Annotated in this window: 17 protein-coding genes; 5 read left to right on the top strand and 12 right to left on the bottom strand. The window is 64.2% G+C overall.

Annotated elements, in window-relative coordinates; translation table 11 throughout:
* The first annotated feature begins 14 nt into the window (after positions 1 to 14).
* A complete protein-coding gene (locus SKA58_RS14345; RefSeq protein WP_009823185.1) occupies positions 15 to 1,865 on the top strand; it encodes an ABCB family ABC transporter ATP-binding protein/permease in 1,851 nt (616 codons plus the stop codon).
* On the opposite strand, the gene SKA58_RS14340 is transcribed toward SKA58_RS14345, so the two are convergent.
* From SKA58_RS14340 to SKA58_RS14290, 11 genes are all read right to left on the bottom strand, one after another.
* Complete coding sequence (locus SKA58_RS14340) at positions 1,862 to 2,260, bottom strand: hypothetical protein (RefSeq protein ID WP_009823184.1); 399 nt, start codon at positions 2,258 to 2,260, stop codon at positions 1,862 to 1,864. The genes SKA58_RS14345 and SKA58_RS14340 overlap by 4 nt on opposite strands.
* Before the next feature lie 111 nt (positions 2,261 to 2,371).
* Positions 2,372 to 2,929 carry a hypothetical protein gene (locus SKA58_RS14335; protein WP_009823183.1) on the bottom strand — a complete coding sequence of 186 codons (558 nt, stop codon included), beginning with the start codon at positions 2,927 to 2,929 and terminating at the stop codon, positions 2,372 to 2,374.
* 31 nt (positions 2,930 to 2,960) lie between these two features.
* Positions 2,961 to 3,515 carry a demethoxyubiquinone hydroxylase family protein gene (locus SKA58_RS14330; protein ID WP_009823182.1) on the bottom strand — a complete coding sequence of 185 codons (555 nt, stop codon included), beginning with the start codon at positions 3,513 to 3,515 and terminating at the stop codon, positions 2,961 to 2,963.
* The gene (locus SKA58_RS14325) at positions 3,512 to 3,994 is read right to left on the bottom strand and encodes a disulfide bond formation protein B (protein ID WP_009823181.1); all 483 of its coding nucleotides are present in this window, start codon (positions 3,992 to 3,994) and stop codon (positions 3,512 to 3,514) included. Before SKA58_RS14325 ends, SKA58_RS14330 begins: the two co-directional genes overlap by 4 nt.
* Before the next feature lie 61 nt (positions 3,995 to 4,055).
* A complete protein-coding gene (locus SKA58_RS14320; protein ID WP_009823180.1) occupies positions 4,056 to 5,402 on the bottom strand; it encodes a S41 family peptidase in 1,347 nt (448 codons plus the stop codon).
* A 133-nt stretch (positions 5,403 to 5,535) separates the two neighbouring features.
* Positions 5,536 to 6,624 (bottom strand): hypothetical protein, encoded by a 1,089-nt coding sequence (locus SKA58_RS14315; RefSeq protein ID WP_156784218.1) that lies wholly within the window; start codon positions 6,622 to 6,624, stop codon positions 5,536 to 5,538.
* A 327-nt stretch (positions 6,625 to 6,951) separates the two neighbouring features.
* Complete coding sequence (locus SKA58_RS14310; protein ID WP_009823178.1) at positions 6,952 to 8,187, bottom strand: murein hydrolase activator EnvC family protein; 1,236 nt, start codon at positions 8,185 to 8,187, stop codon at positions 6,952 to 6,954.
* Positions 8,188 to 8,245: 58 nt separating this feature from the next.
* Positions 8,246 to 8,668, bottom strand: a complete 423-nt coding sequence (locus SKA58_RS14305) for a 23S rRNA (pseudouridine(1915)-N(3))-methyltransferase RlmH (protein WP_009823177.1) — start codon at positions 8,666 to 8,668, stop codon at positions 8,246 to 8,248.
* Positions 8,669 to 8,715: 47 nt separating this feature from the next.
* On the bottom strand, positions 8,716 to 9,105 hold the full coding sequence (gene rsfS / locus SKA58_RS14300) for a ribosome silencing factor (protein WP_009823176.1): 390 nt from the start codon (positions 9,103 to 9,105) through the stop codon (positions 8,716 to 8,718).
* A 12-nt stretch (positions 9,106 to 9,117) separates the two neighbouring features.
* Positions 9,118 to 9,756, bottom strand: coding sequence for a nicotinate-nucleotide adenylyltransferase (locus SKA58_RS14295; RefSeq protein ID WP_269572090.1), 639 nt, complete (start codon positions 9,754 to 9,756; stop codon positions 9,118 to 9,120).
* Positions 9,757 to 9,789: 33 nt separating this feature from the next.
* A complete protein-coding gene (locus SKA58_RS14290; RefSeq protein WP_009823174.1) occupies positions 9,790 to 10,608 on the bottom strand; it encodes an inositol monophosphatase family protein in 819 nt (272 codons plus the stop codon).
* A 66-nt stretch (positions 10,609 to 10,674) separates the two neighbouring features.
* Here SKA58_RS14290 and SKA58_RS14285 point away from each other — a divergent pair, with 66 nt between their 5' ends.
* Positions 10,675 to 11,115 carry a VOC family protein gene (locus tag SKA58_RS14285; RefSeq protein ID WP_009823173.1) on the top strand — a complete coding sequence of 147 codons (441 nt, stop codon included), beginning with the start codon at positions 10,675 to 10,677 and terminating at the stop codon, positions 11,113 to 11,115.
* A gap of 66 nt (positions 11,116 to 11,181) precedes the next feature.
* A complete protein-coding gene (locus SKA58_RS14280; RefSeq protein ID WP_009823172.1) occupies positions 11,182 to 11,418 on the top strand; it encodes a hypothetical protein in 237 nt (78 codons plus the stop codon).
* Between the two features lie 92 nt (positions 11,419 to 11,510).
* Here SKA58_RS14280 and SKA58_RS14275 read toward each other — a convergent pair whose 3' ends face one another.
* Positions 11,511 to 12,446 (bottom strand): ribose-phosphate pyrophosphokinase, encoded by a 936-nt coding sequence (locus tag SKA58_RS14275; protein ID WP_009823171.1) that lies wholly within the window; start codon positions 12,444 to 12,446, stop codon positions 11,511 to 11,513.
* Positions 12,447 to 12,579: 133 nt separating this feature from the next.
* Between SKA58_RS14275 and SKA58_RS14270 the strand changes: the two genes are divergently transcribed.
* Complete coding sequence (locus SKA58_RS14270) at positions 12,580 to 14,241, top strand: NAD+ synthase (RefSeq protein WP_009823170.1); 1,662 nt, start codon at positions 12,580 to 12,582, stop codon at positions 14,239 to 14,241.
* A 15-nt stretch (positions 14,242 to 14,256) separates the two neighbouring features.
* On the top strand, positions 14,257 to 15,585 hold the full coding sequence (gene gltX / locus SKA58_RS14265; protein ID WP_009823169.1) for a glutamate--tRNA ligase: 1,329 nt from the start codon (positions 14,257 to 14,259) through the stop codon (positions 15,583 to 15,585).
* Positions 15,586 to 15,600: the final 15 nt, after the last annotated feature.

Here is a 15,600-nt window from a genome sequence, read left to right as displayed (position 1 = left end):
TTAAATAGCATGGGATGCCTCCCGAAAATCCCGTCACAGCGCCGCTCCCGCCCATATGGGCGACGTTCCGCCGTTTCCTGCCCTATCTCTGGCCGGCCGACGCGCCTGCGCTGCGCCGCCGCGTCGTCATCGCCATGCTGCTCGTCGCCCTGGCCAAGGCGGTGACGCTCATCATGCCTTTCGCCTACAAAGGCGCGATCGACCGGATGGCGCCGGGGCTGGAGCCGGCGGTCGGCCTCGCCCTCGCTCTGGTGGTCGCCTATGCCGGCGCGCGCTTTGCCGGCGTGCTGTTCGACAATTTGCGCAACGCCGTGTTCGAAGGGGTGGGGCAGGAAGCGGGCCGGCGTCTGTCCGACGACGTCTTCGTCCATCTGCACCGTCTGTCGCTGCGCTTCCATCTCGACCGGCGCACCGGCGCGGTCACGAAGATCGTCGAGCGCGGGACCAAGAGCATCGACACGATGCTCTATTTCCTGCTGTTCAACATCGCCCCGACCGTGATCGAACTGCTGGCGGTCTGCGTCATCTTTCTCGTGAAATTCGGTCCCGGCCTGGTCGCCGCAACGCTGGCGATGGTCGCGGCCTATATCTGGTTCACCCGCACCGTCACCGAATGGCGAAACCAACTGCGCCGCGACATGGTGGACATGGACACCAGCGCTGTCGCCCATGCCGTCGACAGCCTGCTCAATTTCGAAACCGTCAAATATTTCGGCGCGGAACAGCGCGAGGCGGATCGTTACGGCACCGCCATGCGCAACTATGCGCGCGCTGCGATCAAGAGCGAAAACAGCCTCGCCTGGCTCAATGTCGGCCAGTCGCTCATCACCAACCTGATGATGGCCGGCGCCATGGCCTATACCGTGTGGGGCTGGAGCACCGGGCGCTTCACCACAGGCGACGTGGTGCTGGTCAACACGCTGCTGGCCCAGCTTTTCCGTCCGCTCGACCTGCTCGGCATGGTCTATCGCACCATCCGCCAGGGCCTCATCGACATGGAGGCGATGTATGCGCTGATCGACACGCCGACCGAAGTTGCCGACCGCCCCGGCGCGCCCGCGCTCGCCGTGACCGGGGGGGCGGTCCAGTTCGATCAGGTGCGCTTTGGCTATGATCCCCAGCGCGAAATCCTGCACGGCATCAGCTTCACCGTGCCCGCCGGCCGGACGCTGGCGATCGTTGGCCCATCCGGCGCGGGCAAGTCCACCATCGCGCGCATCCTCTTCCGCTTCTACGATATCCAGTCAGGGTCGGTGACGATCGACGGGCAGGACATAGCGGCCGTGACCCAGCAATCGCTGCGCGCCGCCATCGGCATCGTGCCGCAGGACATGGTCCTCTTCAACGACACGATCGGCTACAATATCGCCTATGGCCGCGAAGGCGCGAGCCAGGCGGAGATCGAGGCGGCTGCCCGCGCGGCGCAGATCCACGACTTCATCCTTGGCATGCCCCAGGGCTATGACACCCGGGTGGGCGAACGCGGCCTCAAGCTGTCGGGCGGGGAAAAACAGCGGGTCGCAATCGCCCGCACCCTGCTCAAGGACCCGCCGGTGCTGGTGCTCGACGAAGCGACCAGTGCGCTCGACAGCCGCACCGAAACCGAAATCCAGACCGTGCTGCGCGACATCAGCCGCAAGCGCACGACCCTGGTCGTCGCCCATCGCCTCTCCACCGTGGTCGATGCCGACGAAATCATCGTGCTGGATCAGGGGCGCATCGTCGAACGCGGCGCCCATGCCGACCTCGTGCGCGCCGACGGGCTCTACGCCACCATGTGGGCGCGCCAGGCGACGGAGCGCGACGCGCCAGTCGCTGAAGGAGAAGACGGTGCCGACCGCGAACCGGCCGCGCCATTGCTTTAAGGGATGCCGGCGCTTTGGTTCATGCGGCGCTCGGCAAACCATTGCTCCAGCATCCTGGCAGTGCATCCGGTAAAGCCGTTGCTGCCGTTGACCGAACAGCTGTTGGGCAGGGTGGACCGCTGGACCTGTTCCATCGTCGCTACCTGGCTGCCCCAGCCCGGTCCGCCGGACGGCGCGGGCTTCTCGCGCAGTTTCTTGGGAATGCGATAGCGCTCCGCCTCGGGCCGCCTAGCGCACACGACAATTTCATCGCCCTGACTCTGCGGGCACGGATCGTCGCCATAGACCAGCAGGTTGATGATCCGCTCGGGCGGCGGCTCCGGCTGCGCGAGGGCGGCGACGGGGAGGAGGGGGATCAGCATCAGGCCGATCAGGGGAATGGCGCCGTAGCGCATGGCATATATCCTTCTTTCATCCCCTGTGAACGTCCACCCCGGCATGGCACCAGCGCATCGCTGGCCCGGATCAGGACGACGCCCCGCCGCCCGATCCGTCACCACCCTGCATCATTGCTGTGGCGGCGACGTCGTATCCTGGGGCGCGGGCTGCTGCTGTGCCTTGGCTTCGGCGGCCTCCTCGGCCTTCACCCGCGCCTCGATGGCTTCGCTGTCGGCGTCGATCGTCGACAGCCGCTTTTCCCGCTCGGCCGCGACCAGATCCTTCCAGCTGGCGTTGTCGGCCTGCTGCCGCTCCGCCTTGGCCAGGCGTGCCAACTGCGCGAAACAGCCGGTTGCACCGCCCGCGCCCGAAGGCGAGCAGCTTTCGGTGCCCGACCGGCCCACATATTCCATCGACCTTACACGTTCGCCCCAAGCCTGGTTGCTGGGCTTGTTGGGATCACCGCGCAGCGGTTCGGGAATGCGATAGCGTTCCTCCTCGCCCTTGCGCGCGCACACGACGATGTCATTGCCTTGGCTTTGCGGACAAGAATCATCGCCATAGACGATGACGATGTTCACCTTCTCCGACCCGGCCGTCCCCGTTTCGGCAGCCGGCTGCTGCGCCAGCGCGGGCGTCACGGCACCGGTCAGCGCGATGGCGGCGATCATCAGCTTGTTCTTCATCGGTCGATCCTCTTGCAGACGCGCCACGGCGTCAGATACGCTTGGACAGGGCGATGGCGGCGCGACAGCCCAAGCGAATGGCGCCCGACAAAATGGGATAGGCCGGCGCCTGCTCGGCGCCATGGGCGATCGCGGCATCACGATGCTCCACCTCCTCCGCCTGAAAATCCGCAATGGCGGTGGAGAGTTCCGGATCGTCGTTGCCGATCTTTTCCAGCTGTTCGGAATAATGAAGGTCAATCTCGGTTTCGACTGCAGCCGTGCATGCCATCGCGGCCCTCGGCCCCAGCGCGGCGGTCACGGCGCCCAGCGCATATCCTGCCATATTCCAGAATGGGCTCAAGGCCGTCGGCCGCACCCCGCGCCGCACGATCATCGCGTCGAACACCTGGCGATGCCGCTCCTCCTGGCTTGCCATGCCAGCGATGACCCGGCCATAGGGATGACGATCACCCATCACTGCCAGTTGTCCGGCATAGATGCGGGTCGCGCCAAATTCGCCGGCCTGGTCGACACGCAACATCGCCGCGCGATCCCGGTCGGACAGGCGCTTGGTGGGTCGCGGATAATCGGGGCTGGTGCTCATGGCTTCCTCGCTTTCAGCAGCAAAGCCAAGATGGCAAGCGCCGCCGCGCTCGACAAGAGGCCGTTATAGCCCGCCATGGATATGCCCATCAGGCTCCAGGGCGCCACATCGCAGCGCGTGATGGGGCTGGCCATGATCTGGCTGAGCAGGTCTGCGGCATTACCCGCTGCCGGCATGGTCGAACAGGTGGTCAGTCCTTCCCACCAGCCATATTCGACCCCGGCGTGAAACAATCCGATAAGGCCGCTGATGCCGACCGCCAGTCCGGCCAGTCCGACAAACAGCGCGCTGACGCAGGCGCGCACCCGCACGCCATAGGCGACCAGGGCCAGCGGAACCGCGGCGAAATGGGCATAGCGCTGCCACCAGCACATTTCACAGGGATGCAGCCCGCCCAGATATTGAAAGCCATAAGCGCCTGCGAGCATGATCAAAGGGGCGATCAGCGCAAGCGCGCGGGCAAGGGACAGGCTCTTCATGCCCTTCGCTTAAAGCCTTCCCGCCCTTTCGTCATGCTGAACTTGCCCGGTCGCATCTGAGCTATTTCGCGCCAGGCTTGCGCGCAGCGGCCTGCGCCACCACCGCGCTCGGCGCTTTTGCCAGCCGCGCAATGGTTTTGAGCGCATAGTCCATCTGGAAATCCTCGATGCCCTGCTTTTTCAGCTCGTCGGCCGACATGGCGAAGCGCGGATCGTCTTTCACATCCTCCTCCAGCGCAGCATCGTCGGTCTTGATCTCGTTGATCAGGTGACGGCGTAGATCGCTCTCGCGGAATTTGGGCCGGTTCTTGTAATCGGGATCGGACAGCTGGGGCACACGGATGTCAGGCTGAATGCCGCCTTCCTGCACGCTGCGGCCCGACGGCGTATAATAACGCGCCGTCGTCAGCTTGAGCGCGGTCGTGTTGCTCAGCGGCAGCATCGTTTGCACGCTGCCCTTGCCGAAGCTGCGCTCGCCCATCACCAGCGCGCGATGCTGGTCCTGCAAGGCGCCCGCGACGATTTCCGACGCTGACGCCGAACCCGCGTCGACCAGCACGATCACTGGCAACCCCTTCGCGTCGTCGCCCGGCTTCGCGTAATAGCGTTCGACATCGCCCTTCTGCCGGCCGCGCTGCGACACGATCTCGCCGCGCTCCAGGAAGGTGTCGCTCACCGTCACCGCTTCATCCAGCAGCCCGCCGGGATTGGAGCGCAGGTCCAGCACATAGCCGGTGGGCTTGTGACCCAGGCTCTTGTCGATGCTGCGGATCGCCTGGCGCACGTCCGCGCCGGTGTTGGCGGAGAAGCTGACAATGGTGATGACGCCGATGTCCTTCTTCACCTCCCACTTGACCGGCTTTAGCTGGATGATCTCGCGCGTCAGGGTCAGATCGATCGGCTTGTCGCGGCCCGGACGCACCAGCGTCAGTTTCAGGCTGGTGCCCGGCGCGCCGCGCATCTTTTCCACCGCTTCGTCCAGCGTGCCGCCATAGATCAGCTGGCCGTCGATATGGGTGATATAGTCGCCAGCCTTGATCCCCGCGCGCCAGGCAGGCGTATCCTGTGTCGGTGCAATCACCTTGACCGCGCCGTCTTCCTGCGTGACCGACAGGCCAAGGCCGCCATAACTGCCCTCGGTCTGGGTCCGCAGATTCTGGAAATCGCGCGCGTCCAGGAAGCTGGAATGCGGGTCAAGGCTGGCGAGCATACCGTCGATCGCGCCCTTGATCAGCTTTTCATCATCGACCTTCTCGACATAGTCGGTGCGGACTTTCTGGAACACGTCCATGAATTCGTCGAGCGCCTTGTAGCTTGACGCTTCCCCGTCCGCGAGCGCGGCCGTGGTGGCAGGGATGAGCGCAAGCGCCCCGAGCGCGATCGCGCCCTGAAGGAAGGATGTCTTCATGGCTGTCCTAGGAGTCCGCATCTGATCCGATCATAGGCCGATTGATCGGCCAACGCAAAAGCACGCTTCGACCAATGTCATCCAGCGGGGATGAGCGTGGGGTGAACGCTGTCTCCGCCCCACGCGCTGGCTTTCAATCGAACAGCGGCGTCACGAGCGGCTGGAACTCGGCAGGCGCGGTCTTCAGGCGAGCTTGCAGTTCTTCCCGCTTCTGCTCACTCATCGTCGCGAGTTTCTTGCGGCCGGATTCGAAGATCGAATGGTCGGTCGCTGGAGCGCCATGAACGAAGCGCTGCGTGATCTGCAACAAAAGATGTGTGGGCTTCAGGAGCCGGACGAGATTGGTGTCAACCCCGGCGGGCTGATAGGCATAGACGACCTCCTGAAAGCCATAAGACAGGGCTTCCGTCAGGTTCGTGCCAAAGCTGTCACCAAATATGAGCAGCTTGCCGGCGATCGGCGCGGATCCGTTGCGGTAGACACGGATGTTGCCGTGATTGTTGATTTCATTATCGAAGACGAGCCTCTCGGAAAGCTTCTCGCGGAAGACGAGTTCGAAATTGGATGTAGGCGGCGTGAGTTTGCTGCCCAGATCGCCGATTTTCTGCCTGACAGCAAACTCCTGAGGCAAAGCATCGCCCGGCAAATCCCACCGCTTCAGCAATGTCTGCCCGGCGATGGTGGCGCCATAGTCGGTCCAGTGCGTGTCGGTCGCCCCGTAGGTGAGGTGTCTGCGATTCCAGAGCTCCCATATGGGTATGAGCAATGGCTGTTCGGCAAAACGTTTCCTGAAGTTATCGAAGGCCGTGTTGAATGCTCTGCGGAACGGATAATAGTCGCGCAGAACCTCTTCCTTGGCCGGCGCGACCATCAGCATGATTTTTTCTAATCCGAAACGCTCCTGCCATTCAGGCATCCTGCTGAAAATATTGGTCCATTCGCTGGCACTGGCCTCGCTGAGCGACCCCGACCGCGTGAACTGGCCGACACTGTCGTTGGTATCGCCGATCAGGAACAACTGTCCCATGCGCCCAAGGAGGGCCTGAGCACCGCCCGATGCGGCGCTGGGCGCTGGCGCGCCGCGCTGCACCATGCCCACCAGCGCCATGTCTTGGCGTTCCTGATCCACGACCTCCCAGCGGCAAACGACGTCCTGCCCCTGTTCCTGCCGGACCGGCATCTCAATGTGATAGACGCCCTTGCGTGCAGGCACGTCGATCACAAAACCGGGGTTGGCGGTCCCGATCGCCAGGATGTCGGCCCCATGTCGGATCGACACGGACACGCCGTCACCCGCATTCCCGACATGGCCTGAAAACACCAGCCGATCATCGCCCACCGGCAGCGGTTGAGCGATCCATACCTTGCCAAGTTGATCCGGCCCCTGCGCGCCATGTTGGCCGATTGCCCAAGTTGCGCCTTTCATGGCACTCATAAATTCGCCTCATTATATTTTTGAAAAGACCATGGAAGACGGCACGCCGTCCCCCTTGCATGCACGCTATGAGCAAAAAAACCACGGCTCAACGGTAAAAGCGCCTGGCAACAATCAAACCGGTCCAATGAGCGGCACGATATCCACCGGCCGGCCATTGCGGCGTAGTTCGACGATGATGTCGCTGCGGCGGTTGCCCGTGACACCCACCGGATCCCCCTGGCGGACATTATCGCCCACGCGCACGGACAGGCGATGCAGTCCAGTGATCAATGTTGTCCAGCCGCCGCCATGGTCGATGATGAGGATCTGGCCATAGTCGCGATAGGGACCGGCAAAGGCGACGCGGCCGGCCGTTGGTGCGATCGCCTGCGCGCTGGGCTGGACGGCCAGCGTAAGGCCCCTCGCGCGCACGCCGCTATCATTGACCTCGCCCAGGCCTGTGACCAGCTGACCGACGACCGGCAGGCGATAGGGCGGCGGGCCGCTCGCCATCGCTTCTCGTTCCGGCGGCGCGGCCCCGGCTTTGTCCGGCCGGGCGGGACGGGGCAGCGGTCCCGACAGCACGGTAAGCCGTTCGCGCAGGTCCCCCGCCGCCTCCAGCCGATCCATCAGGTCGACGATGTCGCGCGCCCGCTCTCCCAGCGCCAGCGCCCGCTCGCTTTCCATGCCCGCATTGGCGCGATAATCGCGCGCGGCGAGGCGCTTTTGCGTTTCCAGCCCGGCCAGCTCCGCCCGCTGCGCCTTGCGATCCCGTTGCGCCTGAGCAAGGGCGTCGGCTGCTTGCTGGGCGGTCGCGCGCAGCGCGCGGCTGCGCGCCAGTTCCGCCCTCAGGCCGGCCGTGCGTTGTTCGATCACGGGCAATATCTGCCCCAGAACGGCGCGCAGATGCACCGCGTCGCTGATGCTGCCCGGCTGCACCAGCGCTAGCGCCAGCGGCCGTCGCGCCATCATCTGTAGCGCGGCGGTCAGTCGAACCACGGGCTCCTGCCGCGCCGCCAGGCGCTTTGCCTGTGCGCGTTGCAACCGTGCGATGATGGCGATGCGGGCCTGCGCGGCCTGGATATCGGCTTCGGCCTGCTGGATTCGAGCGGCCACGGCTGCGGCGCGGCGTCTCGCCTGTTCCGCCGCGTCCCGCGCGGCGCTTGCCTGCTGCGCCAGTCGCGCGGCACGGTCGCGCGCCTCTTCGGATTGTCGACGGGCATCCTTAAGCGCCTGCTGTTCCTGCGTCAGGCTGGTGCCCGCCGTGCCAGGAAGTACCAGCGCATCGCCATCGGCGGCGATGAGGCGTGCGCTTGCAAACGCAATCAGGGCCGCGACGCCGCCAGCGATGAGAAGATTTCGCGTCACCCGATATCCCGCCCTTGTCCTGCGGTGACTAGGCAAGATGGCGGCATCTGTCGACCCGTCAGCCTTCGCGGTGATAGGGATGACCGGCCAATATGGAGGAGGCGCGCCAGAGCTGTTCGGCCAACATGGCCCGTGCCATCATGTGCGGCCAGGTCATGGCGCCGAATGCGATCAGCAGGTCGGCATCGGCGCGTTCTGCGTCGTCGAACCCATCCGCCGCGCCGATCAGGAACCGGCATTCGCGCGTGCCAGCATCTCGCCAGCCTTCGATTCGGCGGGCAAAATCCATGGAACTCAGTTGCCTGCCCTTTTCATCGAGCATGACCGTCACTGTGCCAGCAGCGACGGGCGGCAGCTTGCCGCCCCGGTCCGGCATTTCTGTAACTCGATAAGGCATTGTCAACCGCCTGAGATAGCGATCGACAAGCTCGGCTTCGGGCGATCGCCCGATCTTGCCGCGCGCAATGATGTGGAGAAGCATCGGCGTCTCCTAGCCGATCATCGCGCCACTGTCGAAGCGTCGAAGTCTCAGGCGTTGCCCGCGACCGGCGCGTCGACAAAGCCCCACATCCGTTCCAGATTGTAGAAGCTGCGCACTTCGGGCCGGAACAGATGCACGATGACATCGCCCGCGTCGATCAATACCCAGTCGGCGACCGGCAGACCTTCGACGCGTGCCGAGCGGCCGGTTTCCTTCTTGATCCGTTCGGCAAGGTGCTGGGCCATCGCCGCTACCTGACGCGACGAACGGCCACTCGCGATCACCATGTGATCGGCGATGCTGCTTTTGCCTTCAAGGGGAATGGAGATGGTTTCCTGCGCCTGGTCGTCGTCGAGCGACTGCATGACAAGGGCGTGCAGGGCGGCCACGGATTCGGCGCTGGAGGCCGTATCGTTGGCAGGGGCGGGGCTGGTCAAATAAACTCCAATCTAGACGATATACCGGCGCGTGAGCGGATCGCACACACGCGTTGCTTCATATTCGCGATGCCAGAGGGGGTCCGCCTGCCGCAGCAGGGTTGCCGATCTTGGATCAGGGCGGAAGCGCAATAGCACGAGCGCCGGCACTCTCCAATTCGTCCAGTCTGCACTCTGGCGCGCGGGCCGGACGAAGCGCCGCAGCCAGCTCATGGCCTCAGAGCCATGGGCAACGGCATCATAGCCCGGCCGGGCGATCACCGCAATGGGCATTAGATGGGCGATACCCCGCCAGTTTTTCCACTGGCTGAATTGCGCCAGATTGTCGGCGCCCATCAGCCATATGAAATCGTGGCGCGGATAGCGCGAACGCAGGGCACGTAGCGTGTCGATGGTGTAGCGGGTGCGCAATTGCCGCTCGATGGCGGTGGCGCGGATCGGCGCGCGGCGCGCGACCTTGCGCGCATGGGCGAGGCGCGCGGGCAGCGGAGCCATGCCCTTGGTGGGTTTCAGAGGATTGCCCGGCGATACCAGCCACCATATTTCGTCCAGATCAAGCGCGTCTCGCGCAAAGAGCGAAATAGCCCTGTGCCCGCCATGCGCCGGATTGAAAGAGCCGCCCAGCAGGCCGATGCGCGTCATCCTTGCGATCTGCCAGCCCGCGCCCGATGCGGCAACCGCACGTCAGCCGTGATCGTGATGATGGCCATCGCCTGCGCCATGAATGGCCTCCAGCACATCCTCCAGCCGGGCCGGATCACCCAGCGCCAGAACATGCCCTTCGCTTGTCGAGGTCAGCGGGTCGCCATTCCAGTCGCACATCACCCCGCCAGCCCCTTCGACCACCGGGACCAGCGCTGCAAAGTCATAGCTTTGCAGGCCCGATTCGATGACGATATCCAGAAAGCCGGACGCAAGCAGGCCGTAATTATAGCAATCCCCGCCATAGACCGGCCCTTGCCGTGGCGCGCCGCCCGACACCGCCGCGACCAGCGCCATATAATGCGGAACGTCGCCGTCGGCGAACAGGTGCGGGCTTGTGGTCGCGATCCCTGCGCCCTCCAGGCCGCGGCAGGCCCGCGTGCGAACCGGCTTTCCGTTGAAAGTGGTGGATTGTCCGCTCATCCCCGCCCAGCGTTCGCGTGCGATGGGCTGGTCGATGATGCCGATCGTCGGCCAGCCGCTTTGGGTCAACGCGATCAGCGTGCCGAATATCGGCCGCCCGGCGATGAAGCTGCGCGTGCCGTCGATCGGATCGAGGATCCAGACCCGCTCGGCATCGGCGCGAACCGATCCATATTCCTCGCCGATGATGCCGTCGTCGGGGCGTTCCCGTTCCAATATCGCGCGGATCGCGGCCTCGGCGGCGCGGTCGGCCTCCGTCACCGGCGACTTGTCCGCCTTGATTTCCATGTCATAGCGGGCGCGGAAGAAGGGACGAATCGCTTCTCCGGCGGCATCGGCAAGGCGGTTGGCGAGGGCCAGGTCGTCGCGGGTCGTCATGGCGGCATGCCTAGCTGTTGATCCCGCTTTACGCTACCCTCCTGCGACGATCGCAAGGAGAGGACAATGCCCGGTTCCCCCGTCATTCCATGCCTGCGCTATGCCGATGCGCCTGCCGCTATCGCCTTTTTGTGCGATGCCTTCGGGTTTGAACGTCATGTCATCTATGCCGATGATCTGGACAACAGCATCATTCATCATGCGCAACTGACATTGGGCGAAGGGATGCTGATGCTGGGCAGTGTCAGGGATGGGGAGAGCGAATCGCTCTATACGTGGTCCACCGTTCGCGATCTGGGCGGCACCACCGCTTGTGTCTACATGGTCGTGGAGGACGTCGATGCGCATTGCCTGCACGCCCGCAATGAGGGCGCGGTCGTGGTCGATGAACCGCATGACAATCCTGGCTATCCCGGGCGCGGCTACACAGCCCTCGACCCCGAAGGCAATGTCTGGAGCTTTGGCAGTTTCGATCCCTGGGCGCCGCTTCAGGGTGGCGGCGATTAAGTTTATCGAAACCCCGCCGTCCTACCCTCGGGGTCTGCAAGGAAGTGCATGGCCTAGGGGGACTGCATGGCGCTGATTGGCTGGATATTGAGCTTCATCTGCTTGTTCGCGGGGCTGGCGCTGCGCCAGGACCTGCCGATCGGCGGGTCGGTGACGATTTCCAACCTGCTGATCATCTTCGCGCTGCTGGCCTGCCCGATCGTCTGGCGGGAATTGCCGATCGGCGTTTCGCGCGGCCAACGAATCATCGCCGGCCTGGCACTGGTTTTTGCCCTGCCGATCATCCTGTTCCCGACGCACTGAGCCACCGCGCGGCACGGCCTCCGTCGAACAGGCTGCAGACCGAAGAGTCCGGTCGATCGATCCCCCGGATCGACCGCCAGCCTATTCGCCTTTCAGTCGAACAGGCTGGAAACCGAACTTTCGTCGGCGATGCGCTTGATGGCTTCGCCCAGCAGCGGCGCGATGGGCAGGTGGCGGATATGCGTTGCGGTGTTCACCGCGTCCGTGCCCTGGATCGAATCGGTAATGACCAGTTCCAGCAGTTCCGACGCCTCGACCCGCGCGACTGCGCCGCCCGACAATACGCCGTGGCTGACATAGGCGATGACATCTTCTGCCCCTTCGGCCTTCAACGCCGCGGCCGCATTGCACAGCGTGCCGGCCGAATCGACGATATCGTCGATCAGGATGCAGAACCGGCCCTTCACGTCGCCGATGATGTTCATGACTTCCGATTCGCCCGCGCGCTCGCGCCGCTTGTCGACGATGGCGAGCGGGGCATTGTCCAGTCGCTTGGCCAGCGCCCGGGCGCGCACCACGCCGCCGACGTCCGGCGACACGACGGTGATATTGCGGTCAGCGAACCGGGCCTGGATGTCGGCCGACATGACCGGCGCGCCGAACAGATTGTCGGTCGGAATGTCGAAAAAGCCCTGGATCTGCCCGGCGTGCAAATCGACCGACAGAACACGATTGGCGCCCGCCGTGGTGATGAGGTTGGCGACCAGTTTGGCGCTGATCGGGGTGCGGGGACCGGGTTTGCGATCCTGCCGGGCATAGCCGAAATAGGGCACGACCGCCGTGATGCGCTTGGCCGACGCGCGTTTCAGCGCATCGATCATGATCAGCAATTCCATCAGATTGTCGTTGGTCGGATAGGCGGTCGACTGGATGACGAACACGTCCTCGCCGCGTACATTCTCGTGGATTTCGACAAAAACCTCTTCATCGGCGAAGCGGCGAACGCTGGCGTCGGTCAGGGGGATTTCGATATAATCGGCGATGGCGGCCGCAAGCGGCTTGTTGGAATTGCCGGTCATGAGCTTCATGGCCAAAACCCCCAGACTTTAGATGACGTGACGAAATGATGACGCTGCGCGAGACGCGGCCCCTTTAGCGGGGGGAGCCTGTGGTGGAAAGGCGCTTTTGCGCCTTTGGGTAAAATGCACTAGGGCGCGCGCCATGACCGACAAACTCGTGATCGCGCTTGCGCAGATGACCCAGTCCGTGGGCGACCTCAAGGCTAACGCCGACGCCATGCTGGAATGGCGCGCGCGGGCGAAGGGGGCTGACCTGATCGTCTTTCCCGAGTTGCAGCTGATCGGTTATCCGCCCGAGGATCTGGTGCTGAAACCCGCTCTGGTCACGCAGGCCGATTATCAGCTCGACCGGATGGCGCAGGAAACCGCCGATGGCGGCCCGGCCATGCTGGTGGGCACGGTGGTTGCCGCCCAGGGTGTGCTCTTCAATGTCGTCGCCCTGCTCGACAATGGCGCCGTCACGACGGTGCGCGCCAAGCGGGAGCTTCCCAATTACGGCACGTTCGATGAAAAGCGGCTCTTCGCGCCCGGACCGCTGCCCGCGCCCATCGATTTTCGCGGGGTGAAGATCGGCGTGCCGATTTGCGAGGATATCTGGTTCCCCTTCGTCACCGCACATCTGCGCAGCGAAGGCGCGGAAATCCTGATCAGCCCCAATGGCAGCCCGTTCGAAGTCGACAAGGACGATCGTCGACTGAACGCGGTCGCCGGCACGAGGGTGCGCGAAACCGGCCTGCCGCTCGCCTATCTCAACCGAGTGGGCGGACAGGATGAGCTGGTGTTCGATGGCGCGTCCTTCGTCATGAATGCCGATCTTTCCATCGCGCAGCAGCTGCCCGACTGGGAAGAGGCGCTTGTTCTGACCCAGTGGGAGAAGTGGGATGGCCAATGGGTCTGCCTGCCCGGCGACAGGCATGAACTCGATCCGCGTCCGGCGGATATCTACAACGCCATGGTGCTGGGGCTGCGCGATTATGTGAACCGCAACCGTTTTCCTGGCATAGTGCTGGGCCTGTCCGGCGGAATCGACTCGGCGCTGTCCGCCGCCGTCGCGGTCGATGCACTGGGCGCGGACCGCGTCTGGTGCGTAATGATGCCCTCGCGCTTCACCAGTCAGGACAGTCTGGACGACGCCGTCGCATGTGCGCGCTTGCTGGGCGTGCGCTACGATATCATCCCGATCGAGCCGGCAGTGGGCGCGTTCGATGCCATGCTGGGGCCGGTCTTTGACGGGCGCGCGCCCGACCTGACCGAAGAAAATCTCCAGTCCCGCATCCGCGGCGTGACCCTCATGGCCCTGTCCAACAAGTGCGGGCACATGCTGCTCACCACCGGCAACAAGAGCGAGATGTCGGTCGGCTATGCGACCATCTATGGCGACATGGCCGGCGGCTATTCGGTTCTCAAGGACGCCTACAAGACGACGGTGTTCGACCTTAGCCGCTGGCGCAACGCCCATGTCCCTTCGCTTGGGGCGGGCATGGGACCGGCAGGCCCCGTCATGCCCGAGCGCGTCATTACCAAGCCGCCCAGCGCCGAATTGCGCGCCGACCAGCGTGATGACGACAGCCTTCCGCCCTATGAGATTCTCGACCCCATTCTCTATGGCCTGGTCGAGGAGGAATTGTCGGTCGATGATCTGGTCGCGCGCGGTTTTGAAAAAGAGACGGTCGCCCGGATCGAGCGTCTGCTCTACGTCGCTGAATATAAGCGTCGCCAGGCGCCGCCCGGTGTCAAGCTGGGCATCCGCAATTTCGGCCGCGATCGCCGCTACCCCATCACCAATGCGTTCCGCACCATCTAAGGCGGCAGAAAGCCCATGACCGTCATCACCCGCTTCGCCCCGTCGCCCACCGGCAACCTCCATGTCGGCAACATCCGGGCCGCGCTCCACAACTGGCTGTGGGCGCGCAAGTCCGGCGGCACGTTCCTGCTGCGCCTCGACGACACCGATCTTGAACGCTCGCGCGCCGAATATGCCGATGCGATCAGGGCTGATTTGCAATGGCTCGGACTTCACTGGGACGGCGTGGAGAAACAATCCGATCGTTTCGCCCTTTATGAGGCCCGGTTTGAGGCGCTCAAGGCCTCCGGCCATGTCTATCCGGCCTATGAAACGAGCCAGGAACTGGACCTGCGCCGCAAGATATTGCTGGGGCGCGGCCTGCCGCCGGTCTATGATCGCGCTGCGCTGGCGCTGACGCCTGAGCAGATCGCCGCCAGTGAAGCCGAAGCGCGCGCGCCCCACTGGCGTTTCAAGCTGGACCATGATCAGCCGATCGTCTGGACCGACCTCATTCGCGGCGAACAGCGTTTTGACCCGAAACTCCTGTCCGATCCGGTGATCCGCCGTGCCGATGGGTCTTGGCTCTATATGCTGCCGTCGGTGATCGACGATATCGACATGGGAGTCACCCATGTCCTGCGCGGCGAGGACCATGTGTCCAACACCGCGACCCAGATTCAGATGTTTGCAGCGCTAGGCGCGCCGCTACCGCATTTCGCGCATGAAGCGTTGCTGACCGGCAGCGAAGGTAAACTGTCGAAGCGCCTTGGCTCGCTGGGCGTCGCCCATTTTCGCGAGATGGGCCTGGAGCCCATCGCGATCGCGGCGTTGCTGGCTCGGCTCGGTTCCTCTCAGCCGATCGAGCCCTTTGCCGACATGCAACCGCTGATCGAAAGTTTCGACTTCGCGCATTTCGGCCGCGCGCCGGCGCGCTTCGACGAGGGCGAACTGGCGGCCCTCAACCAGAAAATCGTGCATCAGTTTTCCTATGCGGCAGTGGCCGATCGCCTTCCGGACGGCATGGATGCGGCGGCGTGGGACGCGATCCGGCCCAATCTCGAAACGGTGGCGGGGGCGGCCGACTGGTGGCGGATCGTCACCGGACCGATTGACGCCCCCGAAGTGGAAGAGGGCGATCGAGATTTCCTGGCCACGGCCCATCGCATCCTGACCGATGCGCCCTTTGACGCGGACATCTGGCGGACGCTGACCGGTGCGCTCAAAGACGAAACCGGCCGCAAGGGCAAGACGCTCTTCCTGCCGCTGCGCCGCGCCCTCACGGGCCTCGACCATGGCCCGGACATGGCGCAATTTTTGCCGCTGATCGGCAGGGATCAGGCATTGGCGCGACTGGCCGGGTAATGATGGAGTAGCTTA

This window comes from Sphingomonas sp. SKA58 (assembly GCF_000153545.1).
GTDB classification, from domain to species: domain Bacteria; phylum Pseudomonadota; class Alphaproteobacteria; order Sphingomonadales; family Sphingomonadaceae; genus Sphingobium; species Sphingobium soli.
This window is presented reverse-complemented; position numbering and strand designations above follow the sequence as displayed.